General features: G+C 66.1%; 15 protein-coding genes and 1 pseudogene. 8 read left to right on the top strand and 8 right to left on the bottom strand.

Features of this window, described 5'->3' with window-relative positions:
- Nucleotides 1-43 precede the first annotated feature (43 nt).
- The 6 genes and pseudogenes from ACQEVY_RS12450 to ACQEVY_RS12425 all read left to right on the top strand — a co-directional run.
- Nucleotides 44-601: pseudogene (locus ACQEVY_RS12450) on the top strand (LAGLIDADG endonuclease); the annotation flags it as partial.
- 171 nt (nucleotides 602-772) lie between these two features.
- Nucleotides 773-1,354: a hypothetical protein gene (locus tag ACQEVY_RS12445; RefSeq protein ID WP_432955184.1), complete on the top strand. Its 582-nt coding sequence runs from the start codon at nucleotides 773-775 to the stop codon at nucleotides 1,352-1,354.
- Nucleotides 1,355-1,357: 3 nt separating this feature from the next.
- On the top strand, nucleotides 1,358-2,200 hold the full coding sequence (gene recX, locus ACQEVY_RS12440; protein ID WP_432947808.1) for a recombination regulator RecX: 843 nt from the start codon (nucleotides 1,358-1,360) through the stop codon (nucleotides 2,198-2,200).
- Between the two features lie 661 nt (nucleotides 2,201-2,861).
- Entirely contained in the window at nucleotides 2,862-3,101 is a 240-nt protein-coding gene (locus ACQEVY_RS12435) for a hypothetical protein (RefSeq protein WP_432947806.1), read from the top strand.
- A gap of 83 nt (nucleotides 3,102-3,184) precedes the next feature.
- Nucleotides 3,185-3,388: a hypothetical protein gene (locus tag ACQEVY_RS12430; protein WP_432955667.1), complete on the top strand. Its 204-nt coding sequence runs from the start codon at nucleotides 3,185-3,187 to the stop codon at nucleotides 3,386-3,388.
- Nucleotides 3,389-3,535: 147 nt separating this feature from the next.
- A complete protein-coding gene (locus tag ACQEVY_RS12425) occupies nucleotides 3,536-3,967 on the top strand; it encodes a hypothetical protein (protein WP_432947804.1) in 432 nt (143 codons plus the stop codon).
- 521 nt (nucleotides 3,968-4,488) lie between these two features.
- On the opposite strand, the gene ACQEVY_RS12420 is transcribed toward ACQEVY_RS12425, so the two are convergent.
- The 8 genes from ACQEVY_RS12420 to ACQEVY_RS12385 form a co-directional block, all read right to left on the bottom strand.
- On the bottom strand, nucleotides 4,489-4,899 hold the full coding sequence (locus ACQEVY_RS12420; protein ID WP_432955183.1) for a rhodanese-like domain-containing protein: 411 nt from the start codon (nucleotides 4,897-4,899) through the stop codon (nucleotides 4,489-4,491).
- Nucleotides 4,890-5,438, bottom strand: coding sequence for a cysteine dioxygenase (locus ACQEVY_RS12415; RefSeq protein ID WP_432947802.1), 549 nt, complete (start codon nucleotides 5,436-5,438; stop codon nucleotides 4,890-4,892). The genes ACQEVY_RS12420 and ACQEVY_RS12415 overlap by 10 nt, the downstream gene beginning before the upstream one ends.
- A 78-nt stretch (nucleotides 5,439-5,516) precedes the next feature.
- Nucleotides 5,517-5,588, bottom strand: coding sequence for a putative leader peptide (locus ACQEVY_RS12410; protein WP_328774051.1), 72 nt, complete (start codon nucleotides 5,586-5,588; stop codon nucleotides 5,517-5,519).
- 104 nt (nucleotides 5,589-5,692) lie between these two features.
- Entirely contained in the window at nucleotides 5,693-7,291 is a 1,599-nt protein-coding gene (locus ACQEVY_RS12405) for an FAD-dependent monooxygenase (protein ID WP_432947800.1), read from the bottom strand.
- A gap of 190 nt (nucleotides 7,292-7,481) precedes the next feature.
- Nucleotides 7,482-8,396: an amino acid ABC transporter permease gene (locus ACQEVY_RS12400; RefSeq protein WP_432947798.1), complete on the bottom strand. Its 915-nt coding sequence runs from the start codon at nucleotides 8,394-8,396 to the stop codon at nucleotides 7,482-7,484.
- Entirely contained in the window at nucleotides 8,393-9,058 is a 666-nt protein-coding gene (locus ACQEVY_RS12395) for an amino acid ABC transporter permease (protein ID WP_432947796.1), read from the bottom strand. Before ACQEVY_RS12395 ends, ACQEVY_RS12400 begins: the two co-directional genes overlap by 4 nt.
- A gap of 89 nt (nucleotides 9,059-9,147) precedes the next feature.
- On the bottom strand, nucleotides 9,148-9,999 hold the full coding sequence (locus tag ACQEVY_RS12390) for a glutamate ABC transporter substrate-binding protein (protein ID WP_432947794.1): 852 nt from the start codon (nucleotides 9,997-9,999) through the stop codon (nucleotides 9,148-9,150).
- Between the two features lie 56 nt (nucleotides 10,000-10,055).
- The gene (locus tag ACQEVY_RS12385; RefSeq protein WP_432947792.1) at nucleotides 10,056-10,832 is read right to left on the bottom strand and encodes an amino acid ABC transporter ATP-binding protein; all 777 of its coding nucleotides are present in this window, start codon (nucleotides 10,830-10,832) and stop codon (nucleotides 10,056-10,058) included.
- 282 nt (nucleotides 10,833-11,114) lie between these two features.
- Between ACQEVY_RS12385 and ACQEVY_RS12380 the strand changes: the two genes are divergently transcribed.
- Together ACQEVY_RS12380 and ACQEVY_RS12375 are read left to right on the top strand one after the other, a co-directional pair.
- A complete protein-coding gene (locus tag ACQEVY_RS12380) occupies nucleotides 11,115-11,801 on the top strand; it encodes a response regulator transcription factor (RefSeq protein ID WP_432947790.1) in 687 nt (228 codons plus the stop codon).
- Between the two features lie 9 nt (nucleotides 11,802-11,810).
- Nucleotides 11,811-13,238: an ATP-binding protein gene (locus tag ACQEVY_RS12375; RefSeq protein WP_432947788.1), complete on the top strand. Its 1,428-nt coding sequence runs from the start codon at nucleotides 11,811-11,813 to the stop codon at nucleotides 13,236-13,238.
- The last annotated feature ends 51 nt before the right edge of the window (nucleotides 13,239-13,289 follow it).

Here is a 13,289-nt window from a genome sequence, read left to right as displayed (position 1 = left end):
AGGAGGCTGGCGCGAGGCGGGTGAGCTGATCGCCGGAGACCGCGTGCTCATCAGCGAGAAGAAGGCACTGAGCGAGCAACAGGAGCAGGTCGTCCTCGGGGCGCTGATGGGCGACGGCAGCCTTTCCCCGAACAGGAAGGGCCGCACCGGAGTTCGTTTCCGGATGGGGCACGGTGTCAAGCAGGCCGAGTACCTGAACTGGAAGGTCTCGTTGCTCGGGAACATCGGATGCTCCCGGACGCAGAACGACAAGGGCGCGGTCTTCGCGGACTTCACTCCGCTTCCGGAGCTGGACGAGCTGAGGGAAGTCGTCTACCTCGGCGGAGACAAGAAGCACATCACCTGGGAGTACCTCAAGGCGCTGACCCCGCTGGCCCTCGCCGTCTGGTACATGGACGACGGTTGCTTCACGGTGCGCTCCCAGGGGCTTCAGGAGCGTACGGAAGGCGGCTCGGGCCGGATCGAGATCTGCGTCGAAGCCATGAGTGAAGGCTCACGGGAGCGCATCGCCGACTACCTGCGAGACACACATGGTCTTGACGTGCGACTGCGGTTCGCAGGTGAGCGACAGATGGCCGTCCTGCAGTTCAGCACGGACTCATCGGCGCGCTTCCAGGAGATGGTGGCTCCCTTTGTGCACTCCTCCATGCAGTACAAGCTCCTTCCACGCTTCCGTGGGCGATTTGGTGTCGAGCCGGAGTTCATCGAGGAGACGCAGCGCTTGGTGGCGTCGAGGATCCTCGACATTCACGTAAAGCCACCGACGCGTTCCATGAAGAAGTTCGACATCGAAGTCGAGGGCACGCACAACTACTTCGTGGACGGCGTCATGGTGCACAACAGCCCGGAGACCACGACTGGTGGCCGGGCCCTGAAGTTCTACGCCTCGGTACGCATGGACATCCGCCGCATCGAGACCCTGAAGGACGGTACGGACGCGGTGGGCAACCGCACGCGCGTCAAGGTCGTCAAGAACAAGGTCGCGCCGCCCTTCAAGCAGGCCGAGTTCGACATCCTTTACGGGCAGGGCATCAGCCGCGAGGGCGGCCTGATCGACATGGGCGTGGAGCACGGCTTCGTCCGCAAGGCCGGCGCCTGGTACACGTACGAGGGCGACCAACTCGGCCAGGGCAAGGAGAACGCTCGCAACTTCCTGAAGGACAACCCCGACCTCGCCAACGAGATCGAGAAGAAGATCAAGGAAAAGCTGGGCGTCGGCGTGAAGCCGGTAGAGCCGACGGTTGAGCCGGGCGCGGACGCGGCGGTCGCGGCTGTCCCGGGCGAGGCCACGAAGGCGGTGCCCGCTCCGGCGGCCAAGGCCACCAAGTCCAAGGCCGCGGCGCCCAAGAGCTGATCCGTGACGCGGCGAACCGACTGGGCCGAGTACGTCTATCCCGGTGTTCCGGAAGGGCGGGGGCATCGTGGTGACGGTGGCTCCTTCGGAGACGGCGACAGGGCGATAGGCAGTGACGGGCTGGACGGCACTGGCGCGGGCGCTGAGGAGGCGTACGGCGGTGATCCGGACGGTGACGGCGGTCCGGGCCGTGGTGACGGTGCGCCAAGTGGCGGCGTACATCAGGGCGGTGGCCGTGGTGGGCGGGCTCGTGGCCGTCGACGGCGCGGCTTCGGGGAGTCGTCCGGCGGCCCGAAGGACGGAGGTACCCCTTCCTTGTCGAGGGCCGAGGCGGGGGAGCCTTCAGGGGACCCGGCTGAGCGGGCGCGGGCCATCTGCCTGCGCCTGCTCACCGGGACCCCGCGCACGCGAGGGCAACTCGCAGATGCGCTGCGCAAGCGGGAGATCCCGGACGACGTGGCGGACGAGGTGCTGTCCCGCTTCGAAGAGGTCGGCCTGATCAACGACAGCGCATTCGCCGACGCTTGGGTGGAGTCCCGCCACCACAGCCGGGGCCTGGCCCGGCGGGCGCTGGCCCAGGAGCTGCGGACCAAGGGCGTGGACTCCACGCTGATCGACGAGGCCGTCGGACAGCTCGACTCCGAGCAGGAGGAGGCGACGGCACGGGAGCTTGTGGCCCGCAAGCTCCGCTCCACCCGAGGCCTCGACCGCGACAAGCGGCTACGGCGCCTTGCGGGCATGCTCGCTCGCAAGGGCTACTCCGAGGGCATGGCTCTCAGAGTGGTCCGGCAGGCGCTGAAGGAAGAGGGCGAAGACACAGAGGGGTTGGGGGAAGAGGGGTTCTGATCCCTGGGGGCTTCTTCGGCCGGATCACGGAACCCTCGTGAGGCGCCCGCGGGCAGTGGTCGCCCGACTATGGCTGCCAGGCGGATCTGGTTATCCATATCAGGTGGTCCTCTCGGGCCCTGAACACGGTAGACGCGCGGGGCGCCGATCGCGCTCAGGGTCCGGATGCCTGTCTGGACATTCCGACAGGTAAGCCCGGTGCGGAACCCCACAGCACCACCCGGATCTCCCCGAACTGGATTCCCGGCCCACCTGTTGACACCCGCAGGCGCAGGTGAACAAGCCCTGCGGCCACGCTTGGGACTCCGCTGCCCTCGCCTCGCAAGGTGGGGGGCTCCTACCACCTACACGAAAGCGCCGCTAACCCGCCCAGGAGACGCTTCCGACCCCCAGCAGTTAAGAGCTCGTAGCACGATCACGAGTGGGCCTTTCAGAAGTGTCTCCACCAAATGAGCCGCAGGCGAGGGAGACGAGGGTGTCATGCAGGTCGAGGCGTCGTTCCCAGCGGACGGCCAGGCGTTTGAAGTGGTGCAAGGGCGAGGAGCTGTGCCCGACGACGTAGCGGAGCTTGACCAGGTCCTTGAATGTTCGGGGCGCTCTTGCGGGAGATCACCGGCAGGATCCGGCGCCGGCGCGGCTCCCGCCGGTTGGGGTAGTTGTCGTGTCCCTCGTCACCGAGCAGGGCCTCGGGTCGACGGCACGGTGGTCCCGGCTTTCCGGCCACGGGCGGGATGCCGTCGACCAGGGCCAGGGTCTGCGTGACGTCGTTGCAGAGCACGCACAGGATGCCCTGCAGGCACAGCATGTCATCCACCGCATCGGGCCGGGACTCTTCTGTGGTCAGGGCGGCAGTAACGGCTCGATCAACGCCCACAGTTCGTCATCCACCATCCATGGCTGACTCCCACACTCCGCGAGGGACGGAATCGTCCTACCGGTCACGTCCGACAAGCACACCTCAAACAAGATCGTGTTACGAGCCCTATGCGGCATCGCCAGCTGCCGCATGGTCAGCCCCTTGCGGCCGCGCTGCCGCAGAAGACCACCTGGTACTTGGCCACCAACCTGCTCGCGATCGTCCGGCTCCACGGGCTGCGACCGTGGATCGAGCACATTTACAAACAGATTAAGGACGAACAACGAACTACCGGTAACCGGACGGGCGAGGACATCGCGGAAGGAAGCTGACAAGGGATTTTCTCAAGCTCAGATCTAGCTCAAAGAATTCATCGATTGCTTGTGGTGGTCATGGCAGGATGCCAAGATCGTGAGCGACCAGAAGGCTTCTGTCGAAGGCTTCAACTACGGGGATGGGAGATTTCCTTGCGTGCCAAAATGAAGAGGCTTGCCATTGTCGGTGCCGCCGCCCTTGGCGTTCTCGCGCTCAGCGCGCCGAACGCCTCGGCGACGTCCCAGAAGGTCGGCCCAGTGAAGATGAAGATTAACCCGAAATGCGATGTCACGTTGTACGTGGACGACCACCAGTTCCCCGGCAAGATTCGTGCTCAGGCCCACTTTGGCTGCTCTAAGGGCGACAACCTCTTCACGCCCTACATCAGCTTCGACCGTAACGGTACTCACGGCATAGCGAGGAAGACTGCCGGTCTAAAGGTGATCAACAAGGACAAGGGCTTCGGGGGCTTCGAGACGACCACCAAGGACAAGGCCGGTACTCAGTGCTACCGGGCTGTCGTGCTCATCGTGTATCCCGATCCCGCAGATGTGAACCAGTCGCAGCAGGTCAAGACTCCGTGTCTCAACACCTGATCCCCGCTGCTGGAGGTCACGCTCGATGAGCCGGGGTAGTGTCACGGGTGCCTGAACCAGTTCTCGAATCTTGACAGAGACCCAACTGTAGGGATTCGCGCAGGATTTGACCCTGGCTGCCTTTTCGGCAGTCAGGGTCTTTCAAATCGCACAGAGCGCTTGGGGTATTGATCCGAAATAGTTGGCGTTCTTTAATTCTTTGATCGCCGCGTGAGTGAACTGGTGGGGGAGGGGCACGGCACTTGTCGCCGTCGGCGTAGGAGGCTCTGGGGATGCGAGCAGCGGTGGCCTTGGCGGCGGGTCGGGCAATTTGGACGTCGCGGCCGTGTTGCAGGGCATATTCGAGACGGCAGCCAATTAGTGGCAGAGTGGCTGGCGGCCAGACGTGAGGCGCTGGTAGCGCGGCCGTGCAGCCGGTGAGCATCAGGCCCTCGGACCCTCGACCTGCACGACGTCATCATCTTTCTCGCCTGCGGCCTCATCTGATGACGTCGTCTCAACAAGGCCCGCCCATGGTCGTGTTACGAGATCAACGGCTTCACCGGAAGCCCAGCCGCCCGCCACGCCTGGAAGCCCCCCACCAGATCCGTAGCCCGGCGCAGCCCCAACTGCCGCAGTGACGCGGCAGCGAGGCTCGACGCGTAACCCTCGTTGCAGACCACCACGACCCGTAGGTCGTGACTTGTAGCTTCGGGCGCGCGATGGCTGCCCTGTGGGTCGAGTCGCCACTCGAGTTCGTTGCGCTCGACGACGAGGGCGCCGGGGATCAGTCCGTCGCGGTCGCGGAGAGCCGCGTAACGGATGTCGACCAGTAGGGCTTCGCCGGCCTTAGCGGCATCGTGGGCGTCCGCAGGCTCGACGCGGTCGAGGTCTGAGCGGACGCGCTCGAGCAACTCGTCGATTCCCGCGGGGCGTTCGGGGCTCACTGCCAGTCCTCCGGGCGTTCGACCTGCTCAAGGCGCATGATCTGGCCGGTACGGCTGTAGCGGCGGATCCGGGGCAGTGGCGGGTAGTACGCGTGGACGGAGATCGCGTGCTCCTCCGTGGACTCGTTGAGTACCTCGTGCACGTGGTTGCGGCCGAAGGCGCGTCCCTTGCCGGCTGGCAGTCGTCGTTCCTGGTCGATTCCTTCGGTGAGTTCCAGGGTCTTCCAGCCGTCGGTGGGCAGCCGGGCCGTGAGCGAGTTCTCCTTGAGTTCGCCCGACGCCGTGAGGAAGGCGCCGACGGACTCGGCGTGGTCGTGCCAGCCGGTGCCGGTGCCGGGTGGCCATCCGATGAGCCAGGCCTCGCTGCCGCCGGGGCCTTCAAGACGTACCCAGGTACGGCCCTCGGGGTCGAGCGGGAGTGAGGCGATCAGCTCGGTGTCGGCGGCCGTACGCCGGACGAAGTCGAGCAAGTCGGCTTGGGTGGGGGTGGTGGTGCGAATGGGCGTGGTGTCAGCGGAAGCGGAGACAGAGGGTGACACAGACACGGGTACCGTCCTGATGAGTGTTCGCGCGGGGGCGCGGGCCGAACATGGGTGGCGCGCGCGGGTGAGTGAGATGCGAATTCAGCAGGACGAGTGACACACGCAGCCCGCATAGCGGACGAGGTCCATATGGACCCTCCGCCACAGGTGCACACAGGTGTCGGTCACGATCCGGAGTACACCATGGCGGTGTGGACCGGTCAACTCGGTGTCGCCGTATGGACAAGCGGTCCGGTGGCCGTGCGGGCAGGGCCAGCTCAGCTGGTCCCCGCCGTGGCCTCGGCCGTGGACCGCGTTCTGCCCAGCGCCGCCTCGGCGGCCTCGTACAGGTCTGCCGGGCGTACCCCGCTCAATGCCGTGACAAGGTGTCCGTCGGGGCGGATCAGCAGCACGGTGTGCGCGGCGGCGCCCGGATATGCCTCGGCGACGAGCAGTTCGGCGCGGTGCGGCAGCGCGGTCACGGCGGCCGCGAGCCGAGGCATGATCCCGGCCGTCATCCAGTGCTTGCGCTCCCACACACCCGTACCGGGTGCGATCAGCAGCACGAGGAGCGCGCCACGGCCCAGCCGGTCCCGCAGTTGCACGAACGAACCGTCCTCCGCCGTCACCCGCACATCGACGACCGGAGCACCGACCTCCGTGGCGACCTCGGCCGCTGACTCGGCGCGTGGAGGCGTGAGCGGCGAATCGGCGTACGCCCCCGGCGCGCCCAGAGGACCGCGTCCAAGGTGACCGTCTGTGAGCAGTGCATCGTGGCCGCGTGCCGAGCCGGGCACGACGGAGCGCAGGCCTCCGCCGGCGCGCAGCAGCGGCAGCGACTGGTCGGCCGCGCGCAGTCGGGCGGCGACGATTGCGCGCCGTTCCACCTGGTAGCTGTCGAGCAGCGCCTCATGCGGCCCGTGGTGCCAGGCGAGGGCCAGCTTCCATGCGAGGTTGTCGGCGTCCCGCAGGCCCTCGTCGAGTCCCTGCGCGCCGAGTGCACCCAGCAGATGCGCGGCGTCCCCGGCGAGGAAGATCCGGTCGACCCGCCACCGGCGGGCCAGGCGGTGGTGGACGATGTGGACTCCGGTGTCGAGCAGTTCGTACGGAGGTGTGGAGCCCCCGTTCCAGCCCGCGAGGGTCTCCCGGACGCGCGCCACCAGCAGCTCGGGCGTGACCAGGTCCTTCCCCGGCGGCAGCAGCCAGTCCAGCCGCCACACGCCGTCGGCGAGCGGACGCCCGGTCACCTCCCCGGCCGAAGGCCCAGACGTCCGCCACGGCGGCATCCGATGCAACAACGCCTCACCGGGCCACGGAAGTTCCGTACGCAGCGCCGCGACGGCGTGCCGCTCCACGGCTGTACGTCCCGGGAAGCGGATGTCCTGGAGCTTGCGTACGGTCGAGCGCGGACCATCGCAGCCGATCAGGTAGCTGCCGCGCCACCACGTGCCCTTGGGGCCTCGGGTGTGCGCCGTCACGCCCGCCTTCTCCTGCTCTATCGAGTCGAGGCGGTTCTCCACGGCGACCTTGATCAGGTGCTCGCCCGCGATCGCGTCTCGCAGGGCGGCCGTCAGCACGTGCTGGGCGATGTGCAGCGGCGCGGCCTCGTCGTCGCCGAACGTGATCTGCTGCATCACCTGCTTGCGTCGCATCGATCGCCATCCGGTCCAACGGAACCCGGCCTCGGCGATCGGGAATCCCGCGAGCCGTTCCATCAGCGCGGCGGTGTCCTCGCGCAGTACGACAGTTCGTGCGGGCCGCTGTTCGTCCTTACCCGGTCCCTCGTCCAGAACGACGGAAGGCACTTCCTGACGCGCCAGCGCCAGCGCCAGCGTGAGCCCGACGGGCCCCGCTCCGACGATGATCACCGGGTCCACGGCGTGGTTCCCCCTGCCCGGAGCGGTGTCCTGAGTGTCCTATCGGGACTTGCAACTGGAGCAGGGTGCACGATCACAGAACGTATGCAACCTATTGGTGGTGCTTGCGTCAAGTGACGGAGGCAGTGGCGACCATGCCACTGCCTCCGGGATTTCACATCTCGTCAGTTCTTCGGTGTACGCGTGCCGTTTACGGGCCCTTTTCGACCTCGTGGGTGACGTCCACGTGCTCACCGGGTGCGCTGAGCTCAGCGACCGCGTCCGCCCCGAGCACCGCGCCGGTGGACTTCTTGCCGCGCCGCAATCTGATTTCCAGCCAGCTCGCGAAGCTCGTGAGGGCGAAGTTGAGCACGATGTAGATCACCGCCACGATCGTGAAGCTGGCGATGGTGTTCGCACCGTAGTAAGCGCTCATCGAGCTGACCGACGCGAGCAGCTCCGGGAATACGAGGACGGCGCCGCCGAGTGCGGTGTCCTTCACGATCACGACGAGCTGGCTGACGATCGCCGGCAGCATCGCGGTGACCGCCTGTGGCAGCAGGATGAACCGCATCACCTGGTTCTTGCGCAGACCGACCGCCATCGCTGCTTCGGACTGGCCCTTGGGCAGCGACAGGATGCCTGCCCGGACGATCTCTGCTAGGACCGAGGAGTTGTAGAGCACGAGTCCGGTGACGACGGCGTACAACGGGCGGTCGTCGGAGCTGACGTCCGTGTACGCGGAGAACGCCGCGAGGCCGAAGATCATCAGGATCAGTACCGGGATGGCGCGGAAGAACTCCACCACGGCGCCAGCCGGGACACGGATCCAGGCGTGGTCCGAGAGCCGGGCGATGCCGAAGACAGCCCCGAGCGGTAGGGCGATGAGCATCGCCAGAGCCGAGGCCTTCAGCGTGTTCTGCAGGCCCGGCCAGAGGTATACCGTCCAGGGCTCGGTGCTGGTGAAGAATGGCTTCCACAGCACCCACTCGAGCTGGCCCTTGTCGGTGAGCATGCTGATCACCCACCACACCAATGCGGCTAGGGCGGCAAAGAACAGCACCGTGAAGATGACGTTCCGACGCTTGGCGCGCGGGCCCTGTGCGTCGTAGAGAACCGAACTCATCGCTTTACCGCCACCTTCTTGCTCACCCAACCGAGAATCAGACCGGTCGGCAGTGTGAGGCAAATGAATCCGAAGGCGAACACGGCGGAGATCAGCAGAAGTTGCGCCTCGTTCTCGATCATTTCCTTCATCAGCAGTGCCGCTTCGGCTACACCGATCGCGGCGGCCACTGTGGTGTTCTTCGTCAGGGCGATCAGTACGTTCGCCAGCGGGCCGACCACCGAACGGAACGCCTGAGGCAGCACGATCAGCGTAAGAACCTGTGTGAAGCTCAGGCCGATGGCGCGAGCCGCCTCAGCCTGGCCGACGGGCACCGTGTTGATGCCTGACCGCACCGCTTCGCAGACGAACGCCGAGGTGTACGCGACCAGACCGAGCACAGCGAGCCGGAAGTTGGTCGTTTCGATCTGATCGGAGCCGAGGCTGATACTCAGCGTCTGGTTGAGGCCCAGCGAGGTGAAGAGAATGATCACGGTCAGCGGGATGTTCCGCACGATATTGACGTACGCGGTGCCGAAACCGCGCATCAGGGGGACCGGGCCGACCCGCATGGCGGCCAGCAGGGTGCCCCAGATCAGGGAGCCGATGGCTGAGTAGACGGTGAGTTGCACCGTCGTCCAGAAGGCTCCCCACAGGTCGTAACCTTCAAGAAAGTCGAACACGATCTCCCGCGCTTCCGCGTGTGTGGAGTGCTGCTTGGAACAGGTGCGCCGCCCCTGAGGGCGACGCACCTGTCAGACCTGGCCCCGCTCTACTTGACCACGTTGCCGATCTTCGGGGCTTCCTCGTACTTGTAGTTCGCCGGGCCGAAGTTGGCTTCCACGGCTTTCTGCCACGACTTGTCGGAGACCATCTTTTCCAGAGCCGTGTTGATCTTGGCCTTGAGGTCACTTCCGTTCTTGACACCGATGCCGTAGTTCTCGTTGGTCATCTTGAAGCCGCCGAGCTTGAACTTGCCCTTGAAGTTCGCCTGCGCGGCGTAACCGGCGAGGATCGAGTCATCCGTGGTCAGCGCGTCGATGGCTTTGTTCTGCAGACCGGTCAGGCACGCCGAGTACGTCGGGTACTCCTGTAGCTGGGCCTTGGGTGCGAGCTTCTCCTTGACGTTCTGCGCTGAGGTCGAGCCCGTCACCGAGCACAGCTTCTTGTCGTTGAGGTCCGCCGGAGACTTGATCGAGTTGTCATCGGCGCGGACCAGGACATCCTGGTGCGCGAGGAGGTACGGGCCGGCGAAGTCGACCTTCGCGTCCCGCTCGTCGTTGATCGAGTACGTGGCGGCGATGAAGTCGACGTCACCTCGCTGGAGCATGGTCTCGCGGTCGGCGCTCTTCGCTTCCTTCCACTCGATCTGGTCCTCGCTGTACCCGAGTTCCTTGGCAACGTAGGTCGCGACGTCGACGTCGAAGCCCTCGTAACCCTGGGGCGTCTTCTGGCCGAGGCCGGGCTGGTCATACTTGATGCCGACTGTGATCTTCTTGTCGCCGCCCCCAGACCCAGACCCCGTGTCAGCGCTGTCACTGTCGCCGTCTCCGCCGCAGGCCGTCGCGGTGAGGGTGAGGACGAGCGCAGTGGCCGCCGCGGCGGTGACCTTGCGAAGCTTCATGGTGAACATCCTTTGAGTGGTGAGGAGAATGCCGTCGTTGCGGGTGGCGCAGGTCGTCAGTGGTGCAGGATCTTCGACAGGAAGTCCTTGGCACGGTCACTGCGCGGGTTGCTGAAGAACTGGTCCGGCACAGCCTCCTCGACGATTCGACCGTCCGCCATGAAGACGACACGGTTGGCAGCCGAACGAGCGAAGCCCATCTCGTGAGTGACGACGATCATGGTCATGCCTTCGCGTGCGAGCTGCTGCATGACCTCCAGAACCTCGTTGATCATCTCCGGGTCGAGGGCCGAGGTCGGCTCGTCGAAGAGCATGACCTTGGGGTCCATCGCCAGCGCCCGCGCGATCGCGACACGCTGCTGCTGGCCGCCGGAGAGCTGTGCGGGGTACTTGTCCGCCTGGGCCGTGACACCCACCCGGTCGAGCAGCGCGCGTGCCTTCTCCTCTGCGGCCTTCTTGTCCGCCTTACGGACCTTGATCTGGCCCAGCATCACGTTCTCGAGCACTGTCTTGTGCGCGAACAGGTTGAACGACTGGAAGACCATGCCGACGTCGGCGCGCAGCCGGGCGAGTTCCTTGCCCTCCTCGGGCAGCGGCTTTCCGTCGATCGAGATGGTTCCCGACTCGATGGTCTCCAGGCGGTTGATGGCGCGGCACAGGGTGGACTTTCCGGACCCGGAGGGTCCGATGACCACGACAACCTCGCCACGGGCGATGGTCAGGTCGATGTCCTGGAGCACGTGCAACGCGCCGAAGTGCTTGTTGACGTTCTTCAGCACGACCAGATCGTCAGCCGTGGGTACGGCGTCCTTGGTCACCGATACTTCGGTCATCGGCCTCTTGCTCCGTCCTCCTCGGTTGCGGAGGACAGTAGTAACGCCTTACGACCAGCGTCATTACATCTGAGGGGAAATTGAGCATAACGATCTGGTAGCAACCGGACACTCTTCGTGAACGGTCGCCTCCGGTCCGTACCGGCTGGGTAACGGAAACCCGCCGCGCCTCGAACCCTCTTGACGCCGTACTTGTGCATCGGCGTGACTGCCTTGGTGCACGCGTGCGTGCACATGTCTACGCGCCGAGACTGTATGGCCGATGAACCGAAGGGGGCCGGAATGCGACTGCTCCTCGTCGAGGACGACAACCATGTCGCCGCCGCTCTGTCTGCCGTACTCGCGCGCCATGGCTTCGACGTCACACACGCCCGCAGCGGGGAAGAGGCGCTCCAGGCGCTCGTGCCCGAGGGTGCGGGTTTCGGAGTGGTTCTGCTCGACCTGGGGTTGCCCGACCAGGACGGCTACGAGGTGTGCGGGAAGATCCGTAAGCGCACCAGTATTCCGGTCATCATGGTGACCGCGCGCTCCGACGTACGTTCTCGGATCCACGGACTCAACCTAGGCGCCGACGACTACGTAGTGAAGCCCTATGACACCGGTGAACTGCTGGCACGTATCCACGCCGTCAGCCGGCGCAACGTCCCCGAGGAAACGGCTGCCCCTGTAGAGACCTCCCTGCACCTGGGTCCCGTACGTATCGAACTGCCCACTCGCCAGGTCAGCGTGGACGGTTCGGTTGTCCAACTGACCCGCAAGGAGTTCGACCTTCTCGCGCTCCTCGCCCAGCGCCCTGGAGTGGTGTTCCGGCGGGAGCAGATCATCAGCGAGGTGTGGCGCACCAGCTGGGAAGGGACCGGCCGCACCCTGGAGGTGCATGTTGCCTCCCTGCGCTCCAAGCTGCGCATGCCCGCCCTGATCGAGACCGTGCGCGGCGTCGGCTACCGGCTCGTCGCGCCCGCCGCATAGCGGGCTCAGGTGCGCGCACGTCTTCTCCCGCTGCTCATCGTCCTGATGGCGGCCGTGCTGCTCGCGCTCGGCCTTCCCCTTGCCATCAGTCTGGCGGCCGCCCAGCAGCAGAAGGTGGTCGTCGACCGGATCGACGACACGGCACGCTTCGCGTCCCTCGCCCAGTTCGTCACTGATCCCCCAAAGGGCTCACGGGTCAACTCCCCGAACGAGCGTCTCAACACCCTCACCAGGGAACTCATCAAGTACAACGAGCTCTACGACATCAAGGCCGGCGTGTTCTACCGCGAAAACGTCATGGCCAACGCACCCGCGGACTGGTTCATCCCCGATCGGGATAGGGTCCGCGACGCAGCTCAGGGTGAGGTCCGCGACGCGTTCGACGAGGCCTTCCAGAGCCGCCGCAGCCATGACCCGGAGCAGGTCTGGCCGTGGGAACGGGACCGTCTCGTCGTCGCGTCCCCGGTCGTCCGGGACGGCGACGTCTTCGCCGTCGTGGTCACCGATTCGCCCACCGGGCAGATGCGCTCGAAGATCCTGCGCGGCTGGCTGATCATCGGCGTCGGCGAGATCGCCGCGATGCTCCTCGCACTCGGCGCCGCGCTGCGTCTGACCGGCTGGGTGCTGCGGCCCGTACGCGTCCTCGACGCCACCACCCACGACATCGCGACCGGACGGCTGAAGTCCCGCGTCGCGGCCGCCGGCGGGCCGCCCGAACTCAGGCGCCTGGCCCGGTCGTTCAACGAGATGGCCGACAACGTGGAGGACGTCCTGGAGCAGCAGCGCGCCTTCGTGGCCGATGCCTCACACCAGCTGCGCAACCCACTGTCCGCACTGCTGCTGCGCATCGAACTGCTCGCACTGGAACTCCCCGAGGGCAACGAGGAGATCGCGTCCGTCCGCACCGAGGGCAAGCGCCTCGCCCAGGTCCTGGACGACCTCCTGGACCTCGCCCTTGCCGAGCACGCCGATGCCGACCTGCGGCTCACCGACATCGGCGAGCTGACCGCCGAGCGTGTGGCCTCCTGGTCGCCGGTCGCCGACGACAAGGGCGTACGACTCGTCGGGACCTGCCCCGCCACGACTGCCTGGGCCGACCCGGTCGCCCTCTCCAGCGCCCTGGATGCTGTGATCGACAACGCGCTGAAGTTCACCCCTGAGGGAGAGTGCGTCGAGGTCGAGGTCGCCTCCAACGGCACGGTCTCGACCGTCGTGGTCGCCGACCGCGGTCCCGGTCTCAGCGACGAGGAACTGGCCCGCGTCGGCGACCGCTTCTGGCGCAGCCCCAGTCACCAGAACGTCAAGGGTTCGGGCCTCGGCCTGTCCATCTCTCGGGCCCTGCTCTCCGCGGGTGGCGGGTCCATCGCGTACGAACACCACGAGCCGCACGGACTGAAGGTGACGGTGAGCGTGCCGCGGGCGCGGCCCGGGGCCTGAACGGGCCGCTACGGCGCCTATGGGCGTTCGCAGGTGGTTGCGGGGTCCGAA

Origin of the sequence: Streptomyces sp. CA-288835, assembly GCF_050936385.1 — a bacterium.
Classification (GTDB): Bacteria; Actinomycetota; Actinomycetes; order Streptomycetales; family Streptomycetaceae; genus Streptomyces.
Note: the sequence above shows the minus strand (reverse complement) of the source record. Positions and strands in the feature narration are given on the sequence as shown.